Source organism: Actinomadura sp. NPDC048955 (assembly GCF_040649435.1).
Classification (GTDB): Bacteria; Actinomycetota; Actinomycetes; order Streptosporangiales; family Streptosporangiaceae; genus Spirillospora; species Spirillospora luteofluorescens.
In genome coordinates, this window is sequence record NZ_JBEZJI010000013.1 from 95,947 (window position 1) to 109,926 (window position 13,980).

16 protein-coding genes are annotated in these 13,980 nt (G+C 65.3%); 4 read left to right on the forward strand and 12 right to left on the reverse strand.

Annotated elements, in window-relative coordinates; translation table 11 throughout:
- Window positions 1–194: 194 nt before the first annotated feature.
- The 7 genes from AB0C84_RS15790 to AB0C84_RS15820 all read right to left on the reverse strand — a co-directional run bounded on the left by AB0C84_RS15790 (window position 195) and on the right by AB0C84_RS15820 (window position 4,555).
- The gene (locus AB0C84_RS15790) at window positions 195–578 is read right to left on the reverse strand and encodes a hypothetical protein (protein WP_361066125.1); all 384 of its coding nucleotides are present in this window, start codon (window positions 576–578) and stop codon (window positions 195–197) included.
- An 80-nt stretch (window positions 579–658) separates the two neighbouring features.
- A complete protein-coding gene (locus AB0C84_RS15795; RefSeq protein WP_361066128.1) occupies window positions 659–799 on the reverse strand; it encodes a hypothetical protein in 141 nt (46 codons plus the stop codon).
- A gap of 323 nt (window positions 800–1,122) precedes the next feature.
- Window positions 1,123–2,472: a hypothetical protein gene (locus tag AB0C84_RS15800; RefSeq protein WP_361066131.1), complete on the reverse strand. Its 1,350-nt coding sequence runs from the start codon at window positions 2,470–2,472 to the stop codon at window positions 1,123–1,125.
- A complete protein-coding gene (locus AB0C84_RS15805) occupies window positions 2,469–3,101 on the reverse strand; it encodes a hypothetical protein (protein ID WP_361066134.1) in 633 nt (210 codons plus the stop codon). Before AB0C84_RS15805 ends, AB0C84_RS15800 begins: the two co-directional genes overlap by 4 nt.
- A gap of 68 nt (window positions 3,102–3,169) precedes the next feature.
- Window positions 3,170–3,412 carry a hypothetical protein gene (locus tag AB0C84_RS15810; protein ID WP_361066137.1) on the reverse strand — a complete coding sequence of 81 codons (243 nt, stop codon included), beginning with the start codon at window positions 3,410–3,412 and terminating at the stop codon, window positions 3,170–3,172.
- Window positions 3,412–3,627 (reverse strand): helix-turn-helix domain-containing protein, encoded by a 216-nt coding sequence (locus tag AB0C84_RS15815; protein ID WP_361066140.1) that lies wholly within the window; start codon window positions 3,625–3,627, stop codon window positions 3,412–3,414. Before AB0C84_RS15815 ends, AB0C84_RS15810 begins: the two co-directional genes overlap by 1 nt.
- 142 nt (window positions 3,628–3,769) lie before the next feature.
- Window positions 3,770–4,555, reverse strand: coding sequence for a GntR family transcriptional regulator (locus AB0C84_RS15820; protein ID WP_361066143.1), 786 nt, complete (start codon window positions 4,553–4,555; stop codon window positions 3,770–3,772).
- Window positions 4,556–4,634: 79 nt separating this feature from the next.
- Between AB0C84_RS15820 and AB0C84_RS15825 the strand changes: the two genes are divergently transcribed.
- Window positions 4,635–5,075: an NUDIX hydrolase gene (locus AB0C84_RS15825; protein ID WP_361066275.1), complete on the forward strand. Its 441-nt coding sequence runs from the start codon at window positions 4,635–4,637 to the stop codon at window positions 5,073–5,075.
- A 395-nt stretch (window positions 5,076–5,470) separates the two neighbouring features.
- Here AB0C84_RS15825 and AB0C84_RS15830 read toward each other — a convergent pair whose 3' ends face one another.
- The gene (locus tag AB0C84_RS15830; RefSeq protein ID WP_361066146.1) at window positions 5,471–6,700 is read right to left on the reverse strand and encodes a hypothetical protein; all 1,230 of its coding nucleotides are present in this window, start codon (window positions 6,698–6,700) and stop codon (window positions 5,471–5,473) included.
- 435 nt (window positions 6,701–7,135) lie between these two features.
- On the reverse strand, window positions 7,136–8,089 hold the full coding sequence (locus tag AB0C84_RS15835) for a hypothetical protein (protein WP_361066149.1): 954 nt from the start codon (window positions 8,087–8,089) through the stop codon (window positions 7,136–7,138).
- A 1,366-nt stretch (window positions 8,090–9,455) separates the two neighbouring features.
- On the opposite strand from AB0C84_RS15835, the gene AB0C84_RS15840 reads away from it, so the two are divergent.
- Both AB0C84_RS15840 and AB0C84_RS15845 read left to right on the forward strand, forming a co-directional pair.
- Entirely contained in the window at window positions 9,456–9,911 is a 456-nt protein-coding gene (locus AB0C84_RS15840) for a hypothetical protein (RefSeq protein WP_361066152.1), read from the forward strand.
- A 37-nt stretch (window positions 9,912–9,948) separates the two neighbouring features.
- Window positions 9,949–10,197 carry a hypothetical protein gene (locus tag AB0C84_RS15845; RefSeq protein WP_361066155.1) on the forward strand — a complete coding sequence of 83 codons (249 nt, stop codon included), beginning with the start codon at window positions 9,949–9,951 and terminating at the stop codon, window positions 10,195–10,197.
- A 469-nt stretch (window positions 10,198–10,666) separates the two neighbouring features.
- Here AB0C84_RS15845 and AB0C84_RS15850 read toward each other — a convergent pair whose 3' ends face one another.
- The 3 genes from AB0C84_RS15850 to AB0C84_RS15860 all read right to left on the reverse strand — a co-directional run bounded on the left by AB0C84_RS15850 (window position 10,667) and on the right by AB0C84_RS15860 (window position 13,355).
- Window positions 10,667–11,074: a tyrosine-type recombinase/integrase gene (locus tag AB0C84_RS15850; protein WP_361066158.1), complete on the reverse strand. Its 408-nt coding sequence runs from the start codon at window positions 11,072–11,074 to the stop codon at window positions 10,667–10,669.
- 544 nt (window positions 11,075–11,618) lie between these two features.
- Window positions 11,619–12,578: a hypothetical protein gene (locus AB0C84_RS15855; RefSeq protein ID WP_361066161.1), complete on the reverse strand. Its 960-nt coding sequence runs from the start codon at window positions 12,576–12,578 to the stop codon at window positions 11,619–11,621.
- Between the two features lie 354 nt (window positions 12,579–12,932).
- Window positions 12,933–13,355 carry a hypothetical protein gene (locus tag AB0C84_RS15860; RefSeq protein WP_361066164.1) on the reverse strand — a complete coding sequence of 141 codons (423 nt, stop codon included), beginning with the start codon at window positions 13,353–13,355 and terminating at the stop codon, window positions 12,933–12,935.
- A 181-nt stretch (window positions 13,356–13,536) separates the two neighbouring features.
- Between AB0C84_RS15860 and AB0C84_RS15865 the strand changes: the two genes are divergently transcribed.
- Window positions 13,537–13,914 carry a hypothetical protein gene (locus AB0C84_RS15865; protein WP_361066167.1) on the forward strand — a complete coding sequence of 126 codons (378 nt, stop codon included), beginning with the start codon at window positions 13,537–13,539 and terminating at the stop codon, window positions 13,912–13,914.
- The last annotated feature ends 66 nt before the right edge of the window (window positions 13,915–13,980 follow it).

Here is a 13,980-nt window from a genome sequence, read left to right on the forward strand (position 1 = left end):
CATACGCGCGCACCTTGGGGCGTGTCAAGAGGGGCCGAGACATTGCTGAGACGGGCCGGTGAGACGCTGCCGTGAGACGGGGCCTCTTCCCTGGGTGGGGCGGCGGCGCGGGATCGCGCCTCGCGCCGCCGCCGCTCACCGTCAGTCACGTGCGGGCCAGGGCCCGGCAGCGTCGGCATGGAGGGCCGCCGGGGCTATCGGCCGCCGGTGCCCGTGCCGCCGCCGGTGGTGGTGACGGTGCTGAACATCGTCTGCAGGCCGGTGCCCAGGCTCGCCGAGACCTGGCGCGCCATCAGCCCGAACAGGCTCCCCGCCAGCAGCACGCCGGCGACGAACGAGGCCACCACGTGCGTGGGGCGGGCCTTCTTGTGCTTGAGGATGTACCAGAGGAACCCGCCGATCACCAGGATCGTGATCGTGCCGCCCTCGGCCTCGCCCGGGAACTGCGCCGGCGCCTGCGGGGCCTGCGCCGGCTCGGCCAGCACCAGCGCCGTGGACTGCTCGGCGGGGATCGCCGGGGTACCGGCCGCCTGGACGGCGGCCAGCGCTCCGGCGTCGATGACGGTGAATGCCACCATTGGAAGCTCCTTCGGAAATGGGTGGATCTCCGTGGGAGCGGGGCCGGTCCGGCTAGGGGCCGACCCCGCGTCTTACCTGCTCAGCGGGCGGGCGTGGTGAACTCGCCGTGATCGGAGCACCGCCAGAGGTCCTTGCTCTGACCGGTGCCGCCCTCGCGGCCGTCGTAGGTGACGTTCTCGGCGCTACCGCAGGTCGGGCAGCACTCCTTGTCGCCGCTCACTTGCCGCTCCGCTGGTTGTCGTAGGCGTCCCGCACGCTCTGCGGTTCGCCCCTGGACGCGGATCCACCGCCGCTAGTGGCGGTTCCGCCGCTGCTGCTGCGCTGATCGGACATACTGGGACCTGCCTCTCTTGAGGTGGCCTCGCCGGTTCTCTTTCCACGGATGTCGGCGGGGCCTTTTGCTGGGCACGGGCGGGTTGCCCGTGCCGGGTCGTGCGTTACGCGCTCTCGCTCAGCCGGGCGACCGCAGCCAGACCAAGGCGTCAGAGTTGGCGCAGTCCGACAGCAGCGGGGACGGGACCGGCGTGGCGCTTTCGGTCGGCATCACCGCGCTCCTCCCGCCAGGACGGTCAGCGGGCGGGTGGCGTCGGACGCGGCGTCCCCTGCGTCCTTGCTGGCGTTCTCGGCCAGCGCGGCCATGACGCGCTTGGCGCGGTCGTAGCCGATCCCGAGGGCGTCCTTGACGGCCCGTACGCCGGGCTCGATCTCGCCCCGGGCGAGCAGCTCGGCCAACTGGTCCTGCAGCTCCTCGTCAGTGCGGTCCCGGCTGGTCTTGGGTGCGGGCTTGGCGGCCTCGGGAACCGGCACGCCCTTGTTCGGACGGCGCTTGCGAGGCGTTTCCGGCGCCTGCTGTCCGTCCCGGTCACTACCGGTTCGTGCGGTGGCCTTCGGCGCGTCCTGCCGACCGCTCTCGGAGGAATCACCGGTCGTCGGGTGCGCGATGACGGGCAGCGCGGCCCGCTTCCCGCGCGAGATCGGCCAAGCGATCGGCGGGACCTCGTCCAGGCACTCCGAAGCGTCCTCGGAGGTGTTCTCGGCGTCGTCGCCCGGCGCGTCCTCGGCGGGGATGTTCGCGGGCCGGCGCAGGTCCATCGCGGCCAGCCGCGGGACCTCCTGGCCGTCGCTGTCGTGCCAGGGGTCGGCGTCGCTGATCGACCCATCGATGATCCCGATCAGGTGCGCCACCAGCGCAGCGCCCACCGGGCCGATCGCATGCGCGAACATCGCGCCCGGCACCGCCCATCCCGACACGTGCGGGCCGTCGCCGGCCGGAATCGCGGCCACCAGGTTGAGGAAGATCGAGGTGGTCAGGCAGCCCGCGGCGATCTTCTCGGCCGATGCCGACAGCTTCCCGCCAGAGGTGGCCAGGCGAGCGCGGACCACGATGATCCAGCACACCACCCCGATCAGCAGAGCCTCCAGGCCCCACAGCACCCACCACACCGGGCTGTGCGAGGTCACCGACATCAGCCGGGCCGCGCCCTGCTGCACACCGGTCGTGCTCCACAACCCGAACCCGACCAGCAGCGGAACCAGGATCACCAGGTTCCGCGAGCGCAGCCGCTCCAACCGCAGCGCCCGGGCCTCACCCGACCGCGCCATCAGCGACCGGACCCGCGTCCGCTCACCGGACGCACGGAACTCCCGATACATCCGCGCCAGCTCGGCCTCCGCCTGGACGTCGGCCTCACGCTCGGCGCGCGCCAGCTCGGCCAGCCGCGACTCCGTCGCCACCTCCGCCCGCGCCCGCCCGTGCCCGGCTTCGGCACGCGCACGCTCCAGCTCGTCCGCCCGCCGCGCGGCCGCCAGCTCCCGCTCGCGCCCAAGCTCCCGGGCCAGCTCCTCCGGGCTCACCGACTCGCCGCCGGCCGCCCGCCTCGTCAGAGTCGTCATCGCGACCGCCCTCCCTCCAGGACGTCCAGGACCGGCCCGACCGCGTGATTCAGCTCGGCGACCAGGCCCCCAACCGCCCGCCGGGCCCGCTCCTCAACACCGTCGTCCGACGTCTCGGGCGCCGCCGGCAACCGGTCGACCGGCACCGGGAAGGTCAGCGCGAGGCCGGCCTGCAGGAATGGGTACGCGCTCACGTCTTGCTCGGTGGGGTCGACGAAGTCGTAGCCGTCGCCGCGCAGCTCGGTGGGCCAGTCCCGCCAGCGGCGGCCGCCCTGCCACTCCCGTGACCGGGCCAGCACCGCCGGCCAGGGGGCCACCAGGTTCACCACCGCGATCAGCGACCCGTCCCACCCGCTCCGCTCGACCCGGGCGCTCAGCACCCGCGAGTGGTAGCCGACGTAGCCGGGGGACATCACCGGCCCGACCGCCGTCCGCCAGGCCGCCGCCGCGAACGCCACGCGCCTGCTCGACGGCTCCTCCCACGTCCCGTCCCAGCACTCGGCGAACGAACCGTCCAGCCGGGCACGGACGTAGGCGCCGTAACGGGAGACGCCGTCACCGGCGTACTCCCGGTCGTACTCCCCATCGACCCGAAACGGGGCCGCCGAGGTGTCAGAATGAGAGCTCATCGGGTTGGACCTCCAAGGTCCGATCAAGGCCCTCGTCAGGCGGTTGCGTCGCCATGACGAGGGCCGCTCTACGCTTCGGGGCTCTTCAGCCGCGCCTGCAGATAGGCGCGCACGTTCCGCGAGGCACCCCGGCACCGATACGCCGGCGACACCTCCACCAGGTCGAACACCCTGGCCAGCGCCTCAGCACCGGCCAGAACCTCCTCCGGCAACCCGACCAGCCGGATCCGCAGACCCGACCCGGACGCCGAACCAGCGACCGCGGGCACCACAGCCAGGTCGGCGACGGGCTCGCCGTGAGCGCCAGCCATCAGCCGGCCTCGCTCTCCAGCAGCGCGATGTACTCGGCGATCGCCGAACCCGGGATCCGCCGCGAACGGCCCTCCCGAACCGACCGCAGCCGACCCGACCGGATCAGCTCATAGATCACCGACCGCGACAGCGACAGCAACTCCATCGCCTCACCGACCCGATACAACCGCGCCGGCGACGCCGACTTCGCGACATCCGTAGTCGTGATGGTCATTGGGCTTGGACCTCCCATACCGCCCCGGCCGCAGGACCGACCAAACCGGGACACACGTGTCCACTAGCGTCCGGCTGGACACCTAGACGTCTAGATGAGTACGGGGAGAACCGTGCCACGACTCGTCTAGACGAGTCAAGCGCTACCGGGCAGGAAGCTCGTACGAGAGGACGTAGGCGTCACTCGACATGACCGTGTCGCAGACCTCGACGGGGCGTCCGTCCTGGTCAAATGCCGTCCGCACCAGGTGGAACACCGGAACACCGGGGGCGAGCTTCAGAGCCCGGGCCTCGTCCCGCAGCGGCATGCGAGCCCGGATCTCTTCGGTGAAGTGATCGAGACGATGGCCGAGCTCCTCAAGCCGGGCATAGATGCCACCAGGTCCGCTGTTGGGCTGCGTGATCTGCGAGCCGCGGGCGATCGAGGCAGGGATGTAGGAGGTCGCCGTCTCGACCGGGTGCCCGCTGAGCAGATACCGCCGAGCCCGTACGATCACCAGCTCGTCGCCGGCGAGGTTCAGCTTCGCGGCCACCTCGGGCGCCGGCTTGCTCTCCTGGATCTCGATGGAGTCGACCGACGGCTTGACGCCGGCCTCCTCGGCCTCGGCGATGAAGGCGGCCTTGCCCTGTTCGCGATGGTGACGAGCAAAGCGGTCAGAAGCCAGCCGGCGCACAGGCGGCCGCGACCGAACGAACACACCCTTGCCGTGCTCGGCGACCGTCAGGCCCTCGCTCTGCAGGATCTGCAGTGCATGCCGCACCGTCATCCGGGCAACGTCGTAGTGCCCGATGAGCTGGCTCTCAGACGGAAGCTTCTCGCCCGGCCCGAGCTCCTTGCTGTCGATTGCCGCACGCAGATGGTCCGCGATTTGCTTGAAGACCGGCCGATCGCTCGTCGCATCCAGATCCGGCAACCCCAGCTCGCCCACCTGCAGCCAACTCCTCAACTCGTACGTACGTGTACTAGCGTGAGTCTATTAGCCGGACCTCCTCAAAGGAGCTTGCGTGATGTCCGACAGTCGCCACTCCGTCAGCGTGGCGGGCGTCGTCGTCGACGACCAGGGCCGCGCCCTCCTGATCCAGCGCCGAGACAACGGCCACTGGGAAGCACCGGGCGGCATCCTGGAGCAAGACGAGGACATCATCACGGGCCTCCGCCGCGAGGTCCAGGAGGAGACCGGCCTAGAGGTAACCCCGCTCGCCCTGACCGGCGTCTACAAGAACATGCCCCGCGGCATCGTCGCCCTGGTCTTCCGCTGCAAGGCCGACGCCGGCTCCCTACGAGAGTCCGACGAAACCTCCGCCTTCCGCTGGGTCACAGCCGACGAGGTAACCGAGCTGGCCGACGAAGCCTTCGCCATCCGAGTCCAAGACGCCCTGGCTACCTACCCAACCGTCCCCGTCCGCCAACACGATGGTGTTTCTGTCCTTGGCCACTTCCGTCAATGATGAGCGTCGGTTCACAGGAACCAGCCCCAGCCGGAGCCATCAGGGCGCAGGTAAATCCGTGTCTGTCCGGGATTCGAAGCCAGAACCGCCAGCCTCTGAGGCGGTCCTCTACTGGCGTACAGCACTCGCCCGCTCACCACTCCTACCGGTCTCCGAGGGCTTGGGCTCGGTAAAGCCGACGGGTTTGCCTGACTAGTAAACGAATTTGCAGTTCCACCGCGAAATTCTCTCTGCCCTGCGAGAACCCTTCAGATTTCGGGTTTCTAGGCCCGTATTCGGCCACTCACAAAGATCAACCAAAGCAAGCGTACTCGCTGAATGCCTTACGCGCAGCCTAGGAGACGGCATCCGGACAGTTACCGCGGGGATGGAAGTTACGGTGAGGGCGATTCCTGCTAGCTTCCCGAAGCCTGCAAGGGGCCCTGGGTGTTGTCGGCCCCCACTACGCCATGTTCGCCGAGCAAATTAAAGAAGAACGTCCGGAGCATCGATTTGGCGGCAGCTTTGTCATCAGTCAGCTCGTGCCCGCCGAACCGGTAAACCTCGTATCCAGCGAGCCGCAGCCGCCGGTCCTCGGCAACCATGTCCGAGTACAGGCGAGGGGTTGCTATATAACGGTGCCCATCGTGGTCGTCAGGGTCGGGCACTCCGTAGTGCTGCTGGCCATCCACTTCCAGGACGATGCGAACACCATTGGGTAGCAGCATGAGGAAGTCCATGCGCTCACGCTCAAGAACGTCATCCTCGCCTGCGCGCTGGCGTTCCAGCCGGGTCGACGGGTCATAGTGCAGGTACACCTGCGGTAGCAGGGCCGGGAAAAGCGCGCCAGCGGGGGTGACAGGGAAGTATGTGCAGTACGTCTGGAGCAGTAGCCCCTCGGGCTCGCTGCCCAGGGAAGCACACAGCCTCTTATAGAGGTCGCGGCCTACGTCTTCGTCGTTGGCATCGACCAGCGATCTCTCGGACCGCCACCAGTCGATCAGGTCACGCCACGTGAGGCCTGAGGGACCGAGCGGACGGTCGTAGAACAGGCACGTGTGGGCGTTCCTGGTTACCTCCACGACGTTGTTGATGGCGTCCCGCAGCACGATGCGCGGCTTGTAGCCGCTAGAGGCGAAAATGACGTTCTTGAGTTCACCATCCACGCCGCGGATCGACGTTGCGTCCTCGGCGTCCTCAATCTGCGCCAGAATCGGTCTGAACAATTCTCGTAGATAGCCCCGCCGGGCCGCCCAACTGTAGCTCATCCCCTCGCTGCGCCAGTAGTCCCCGAACGACTCGAAGTCGTAGAACGGCGGGCTAAACTCGAAGCTGAGCCGATTCAGCAGCACCTTCAAAGTTCTTAGGACCAGCGCGATCTGCTCGTTGTCTAGCTGATTGGCCGTGGCACTGGTGCCGTACTCGCGCAGCTCGTCCCAGGCGAGCCGAATCAGACCATACGCGGCCTCTCGGTCCGGCACCTCTTCCAGGGGCGACCTGCGCAGGCGCTCGATCACGTCGGAGTCGAGGACGAGAACCTTCCTCGCCTGGCCGAATCCTGTGCCGACGGGGGTAGCCCACGGGTCGTCGGGGCCAAGAGCGGCGGCCTGAATCTCCGGCTCGATGAAGAAGTCGCCAGGCTTCATGACCCAAGTATCGCCGTAGACACCGACAGAAGAGGGCCTATCGGTCGAGATGTACCTGGTTCGCAAGATCCCTAACGGACAGGGTTAACGACCAGGGCTCTGGTTCGGTTACACGTCCCTGCTCATACCAGTCACGGCGACGATCTTCACTAGCTCTTCGAACTCCTTGAACCGGACAACCTCCGTCGATCTTGAGAACGCATCCGGGAAGCGGCGAGGCCTGGGGAGGCGCGACGTGTCTCGCTGTCGTTGGTGTCTGGGCTTCCGTCGCATGTTGCAGGGGAGATCGTCGAGCACAGTGACCATGACCATCTACGCTCACGGGGCGCTGGATGAGAGCGGCGGGCTCAGCCGTACGAATGGTGAGACGGTGTGGCAAGTATTCTAGCGGTGGATGGGTCTTCTGACCTGCGAGGCTCTGGGCAGCGCGGTCTTTTAGTCAGTGGGATTCCACCATTCGGTTTCGGGGTCGTCGGCGATTCTGATGTCATCCGCGTGCGAGACGAGCTCGCTCTCGAGTCCTGCAGCATCCAATTCGTCGCGGTTCTCCAACCGGAGTTCGCAACATCCGCACACGAATCGACTCACCTTCAGGTAGGCGGTGACTCCTAGGATAGTTGTGTTGTATCCGTCCTCGCCATCAGATTCTACGTCTTCGTCCGGTTCGTAACTAACCTGTCCGATGTAACTGGCGTTCTCTTCGCCACATACGGGACAGGTAACTGCGGCCATCCTCTCCGATTCCATAATTACCCTAAAGGCCTGTGCTTGCCGTGCGAGCATCACGGAGCCGCGCTCGTACTCGGGGATCCGCGCTAGGATCTCTTCGATTCTGAGCTTGGCGGCAGCCATCCGATGCTTGACATCGCGCTGTATCTCATTGAGGGATTGAGAAATCAGCGAATCCACCAAATCACTATGACGTCCCCAGCGCACGTGTTCCGGAACAGAGAGCGCCTCGAACAGTTCGTTGCTAACACGCAGTGCGGCGACTAGGATCTCTTTTGTCGCTTTCTCGTCAAGGAAGCCAGTATGCACGACGCCGTCCCGAATGTTGATGAGATCGTTGATTCGTTCTGGAGTCATAAAGTTGGGAATAATCTTCTTTAGGCGCTCAATAGCTTCCCGGGCGCTAATTGTCCGGGGAAACTTTTTCGCTGCCTTGTCTCCGTGTCCCGTCAGATGCAACAAAGAGTCCAATGACCCGTTACGCAGTTCAACCAAGAGCGCCGGGTTCATGTTGCAGAGATATGTCTTACTCAGATGCTCCAAGCTAATGGCAGCGTTTACAAGGATCACTCTGGTGTCGTTTTCGGTGTACGCCTTGAGTGCTCGGTTAGCGAAGTCCAGGGCTGAGTCGAGGAGGAGTTCACGGTTGACGGTGGTCACCATGCAAAGAGTAGTTACTTCCTCGAACGATGGCTATGCCATTTGTCCCGGCTGTCGCACTCGTCAGCTAGCCACATCCTCACCCCCTGGGCTGCCAACCTAGTAGGGCTGGTTACATGGGCGGGCCGGTGGCCGAAGTGGGCTTGTTGTCGCAGGTGGGACAGCGTCCGGTCCATCAGGCCAGGAGGGGTGACTTTTCGGTAACGCGGCACTGGTGGCCGTCCCATCGGCCGGCGGTCCAGAGCGGTGCGCTGGGTAGTGACCGGCAGCAGCGTGGTGTCGGCGCCAGCCGGAACGTCCCGTGGTGGCCGTAGCCCTGTTCGGCCATGGCCAGCAACCCGCGAGCTACGCACGGCAAGCAGTCACCGTCTTGGGCGGACCCAGCTGGTCTCATATCCCGAAGCGCTGATGTCAGAGTGACAGATGAGGCATCTGGGGCGCTCTCATCCTCGGCCATGGCGTTTCCACGAACCGTCTACTAAGACTGACGTGGTGCGGGAGACTATGAGGATGGAAGGCAACGCAGATGAGTGGGTAGCCCGCCATGAAGAAGTTCAGCGTCTACTTTCAGCGGATCGTCGATCATTTCGTGCTCTTGCTGAAGCCAGGTGCGCGAAGGATTCTCGGCTTCTAGGAGCGGCCTACCGTATGAGGGACGGCATCTGGCTGTGGTACCGCGGCCAACGTCTAACTCCAGAGGAAGCTCAGCGAGAATCGCACGCAAACGCTGCAGCCGAGTTTGAGGCGCTCACTGAAGATGGATTCTCTCAACAAGAGGCGTGGGAGATGACGTTGGGCATAGTAGAAGGGGAATCATTTTGTTCTCCAACAAGGAGTGCCTACGACTCTCAAGGCGTCGTTAATCTAGGGAGCCAGGCATTCATGAAAACATGCTACCTAGAGTCCTCGTTGGCCGACATCAGGAAAGTGGACCGTGTCCTAAGGGGTGAATTTTCCAGTTGCCCAAGATGTCGCCTAACTTATATTATAGAATACTCGGCCATGAGTTATGCCTCAGGGAAGAGTATTGTAGATAGATCGCGCTCCGCCATCATAATTACGCCTGGTAGGGTAGTGCCTTCTGGTGCCAAGCCTCAATACAATGCAGCCCTTCACTACGGAATGATCCACTCTTGGCAAGCCACGCCTTGGATGCTGATATGAGCACAAGTGAGGGGGATGAAAATTGCTGACTCCGGATCGACGAAAAAACGAAGTGCGCAGATACCTTCAAAGGAGCAGGAAGAGGCTTCGAAGTGCAGTGGAGGCTCGGTGTCCAAATGACGGAAGACTTCTTGCGGCAGTCTATCCAATCCGGAATGAATTTTGGGTATGGCATACCGGTGAGAGGTATACGCCGCAGCAGGTGAGCGAAGAAATTGATGACCTCACCTTTGAAGTGTCGAGCACCTCGGCCGATTCTGTCGAAACCGATAATGGATCTAGAACCTTCCCGGATGATGTGTATAAACTTAACGATCCGCTCAATACTTATAAAGCTTACACAAGTGAGCAGATATGTGCGGCATACCCTTCTGGTCCTCTAGCTAGTTGTCGAAAGTGTCGAGCCACCTATGCAATAGATCCGCTCGCAATGGAGTATGCGACCGGCGAGCACGTAGTGGGTGGCTATAAAGAAAAGGGATTAGTTTACCCTGCGCGCGTGGTGTATGTTGGTGATGCCAACTTCACTCCAGATGATCAAGATGAGCTTCCCTGGAACATCGCGGCTGCGATGACCCCCGAGGCTGTGGCATCATGGAGTACACAACAGAACACCTCTCAGCGCGTACGTGGCTCGTCGAACAGTTCCGTGGAGTAGCGCAGCACGGACTAGACCCAAGGAGGGTCTGTTCGGCATGTCCACACTCCCCATGGCTGCGGCCATCCTGGCGGGCGGCGCGATGTTGGCGGTGGTTCTTATCGCCACCTGGGTCGGTTTCCTGTACCACAGGGCGCTTCGGCTTCCTCAGCGTGAGCAGGAGCATGCGCAGCGCGTATTGAGTGAGCTCACGGAGTTGCTGACGGTTGTGGTCGACCTCGGCCGTTCCAAAGAGCAGGAACAGGTTAAGCCTTCCCGGCGCAGCAAGCGCAGAGAGATCAGTTGACCCTGTCCGTCTTTCCGTGAGATTGCGCCCGCTCGACTCGGCGGGACCGGCCCGAAGGCCGCATGTTCGCCGAGCCGAGCGGGCCGCTGGCGGCGGGGAGCGGCGCCCTTGAGGACGTGGCGATAGTCCTCCTCGGACCTTGGCGTTCAAAGGCTGGGTGCCGGTGGTGGTGCCTCGGAGGACGATGACGCTGGCGGACGGTCGGCTCCGGGCGATCCGTACGTGATGAGGGCCTGGCGTCCCGTCTGCAAGGTCGCGCGAGTGAGTGTCTAACTGAGTGACAGTCCAAGTGGACGTCGGTGGACGTTGGTGGGCTGTGGGGTACCGCTGTGCAGGGCGGGAGTTGCGTTAGGCCGCGATGAGCTTGGCTTACAAGCGAGTGGCCGCAGGTTCGAAACCTGCCGCGCCCACCAGCCAGAAGACCCCGTTTCCAAGATCGGAAACGGGGTCTCGTGCCATTAGCGTGCCATTAGCCCACGATCGCGAGCGCTCCGGCCGCCCCATCGTCGTCATCCGGGTCGGCTTTGTTGATCTTGTCGTCCATCGCTCGGGCGATCGCCCGGTTACCGCCCGCCGTCCGGTGCTGGTAGATCAGCGCGGCCCGCACGCTGTCATGCCCCATCCGCTCCATGAGGTCGCGCAGCGTCGCACCGGACTCGGCCGCGAAGGTGTTTCCGGTGTGTCGGAGGTCGTGAAAGTGCAGGTGAGGAACGCCCAGCTTGGCCACCGCCTCACCCCACTTGGACGCCCGCCGGAAGTTCGCCCGCCGCAGGACCCCGCCGCGCTTGCCGGTGAAGATCAGCGCTTCGGGTTCCGAGCCGGTGAAGTTGCCGAGATGCCGCCGCAGCTCCGGAATGATCGCTTGGGGGAGTGTCACCGTCCGCAGGTCGCCCGCGACTTGGGCGGCCCGATGATCAGCTCACCGGTGTCCAACGCCACTTGCGCTTGCCGGACGGTGGCCGTCCCGGCGCCGACTCAAGGGGCGGCAGCGCTTGGGGGCTGCGCGGTCCCGCGACAGGCCGCCCCGAGCGTGCCGCGTGGGCGCCGGTCACCGGACGGCCGCGCCGAGCCCCGCATCGCGCGCCGTCACCCCGTTTGCCAAGCATCGGCGGTCAGGGGGCTGCGCCGCCGCCAAGCTGCTACCGGTGGCCGGCGTCAGCGCAACTGCACTGACCTCGGCATAGGTCACATCGACCATTGATGCAGCTGGAGCACTTGCCGTAGCCGTTACCCATCGAGCCTCCTTTCTCCACTCCCAAGTCTGCGGCGGGTCACCGGTGCCGGGCGGCGGTGGGCCCTGTGTGGAGTAGCTGATCACGCACAGCTATTTTGGGCCTGGGGAGCTTTTGGAGAAGGTCGGTCGCAAAGGTAAGGCGGGAGGGGAAGCCCCTCCCGCCTCTGTTTGGGTGAATGGCGCGATGTCAGGTGACATCTCCACATGCCGCCTTCGACCAGACGTCGAACAGGCGGCCTGCCGAACCGCCGACCGGCCCGATGACGTCCCGCAGGGTCTCAGGCGCCGGAGGCCGAGCGTCCTCCACCGCGGATACCGCGAGCGCGGCGTCATCGATGGTGGACGAACAGACCGTGAGCAGATAGTCGGGAACCTCCAGCGCGGGATCTGTGCACCCCACGAGAGGTGTGCCCACGGCGGCGATCAGGGGGAACGCCGTTCCCGGAATCCCGATCGTCGCCTCAGCCCGTGCCGAGGCGCTCAGCGACGGAACCTGGCTGATCTCATACCGGGCCCACAACGCGGGGTTCTCCCTTGGGTGCAGACCGACCATGATCCGTTTACCGTTCGTCCGCAGTTGCTCCGCGGCCGCCAGCAGGAGAGCGGTGCCGTGCGCCGCTTCCCCGGTCGCGTCGGGGCGGGTGACGCTCGTCAGGACCAATACCAGCCCCGGCTCGGGCACCCGCTCCGGCAGATCATCGGTCTGCGGGGAGCCGACGACGGTCACCGTCCCCCGCCTCGTACCGAGATGGTCGGCGAACGCATCGGCCGCCGCCGGTGACGCGGCGGTGATCGTCTGCAGCCGCGGGCGCAACACCCGGGCGCCAACGGCTTGCCGCGGCCCCAGATAGGCGAGCCCGCTGGCGGTCAGGGGCAGCCTCGGAAACCGACCGGCGACCTCCACCGGCCAGTCCCCGGCTCCGGCGACCACGAGCAGGTCAGCGGCCGGAGCCGTTTGTGGTGTCGCGGTCGGCACCGGATCCCCGGGGTTGATCCGCGACTTGTCAGGCACCACCTGAGTCAGCTTCCAGCCGCGGCGTTCGGCCTCGGCGAGCAGCGGCTGCACGTGGTAGGTGGCCCAGGGCTCATTCGTCGCTATCAACACCTGAAGCGCTTCGTTCGCCCTGGTACATGGGGAGCGTGACATGGCATTTCCTCTCTTTTGGACAGAGCGACCCCACTTTGAGGCCGCGTATTCAACCGTCAGCGAAGTCGCCGGGAACGCCACAGGGAGTGGAGCAGTGCGTGCTGTGACGGCCTGAACGGCCGTCGTCTTCACCCTCCGGCTCCAGGTCGCGAGGCAGCGGCAACGTGCTCAAGTTCAGCGCGGACGTCCAGAAGGACACGGCGCCGGAAGGCCGGTCACACCGAGCACGGGGAAGCCGAGTCTGGGCAGCGCCCCAGCATCTCGGGGACATGCCGGTGCGCCCCGACCAAGCGACCTTCCGGACGTCCGCACCCGTCTGCATTGCCGCGATGACCCGGTTCGCGCACGCTCGACCTACTCGGCGTCGCCGTACGACTCGTACGCCAGGAATTCGCCGAACTCGTCCGCGAGCCATCTGGGATTGCCCCAGCAGCCGCCGTTCTCGGGCGAACCCTCGTAGTCGATCTCGAGGCCACTGCCCTCCCGGTCCTCCATCATCCCGAGCCGCCGGTTCCTGCTGTACAGGAAGAGTGTGACGCTGACGTCAGAGTTCCCGTCCTGAACGAGCTGGCCCCCCATTATTCCTTCCCAGCACAATTGGAAGCCGGTGCCCTGTGGGGGCGCACTGCGGATATTCACGCAGAACTCCAACCCCTCGTCCTCCAGGAAACAGGTGTCCGTGGGCTCTACGAGCTCGATCGGCTCTTGCAGGAACGTGCTCAGTTCTGCGACGAGCCTGTTGATCACGCCCAGGCGGGGATCATCTCTGCCGGTCACCCGGTATGCCTCCCGAACCGACGATGAAGGTGGCGCTGCCTACCCTGAGCGTAGGGCGGCCGCGCCCGGTGACGCGAGGCGATTGGACGTCCTGAGCGGTTGTGGGGTGTGCCGGTCTCAGGACGGTACTTACTGACGCCCGTGATCAGCGCGGGCGCCTACGCAAAGGAGATCGATCCTCATGAAGCCTCTCTTACCCAGTGCCGCCATCGCCATCGCGGTTGTTGGCCTCGGCGGCATCCTCGGCGGTGTTCTCGGTGGCGGTCCGGTCGGCGTCATGGCCGGCTTCGTCGGCGCCTTTGTCGGCGGCCTTGTCAGCGGCGCGGTCGTCAACGACGAGTTGTCGAACGTCATCAGCGGCGCCGCGTGGTCGGTCGCCTGCACCGGCGCCCGTGTCATCGGCGGCACCGCCGCCGCCTTCATCGCCGGTGTCCTGAGCAGCGTCATGGGCATCGTCGCCGTACTCGCCGTCATCAGCGGCGGCGTCTTGGTCGGTGCCGTCAGTGGCTATGTCGTCAGCGGTGTCGTCCACGGCATCGTCCGCCTGCGGCGTCACTAGCTCGCCTCCAGGGCCGCATGGTGCCCTGCGGGTGTAGCGGGGACGGCTCACCAGGTCGGCCCCGAC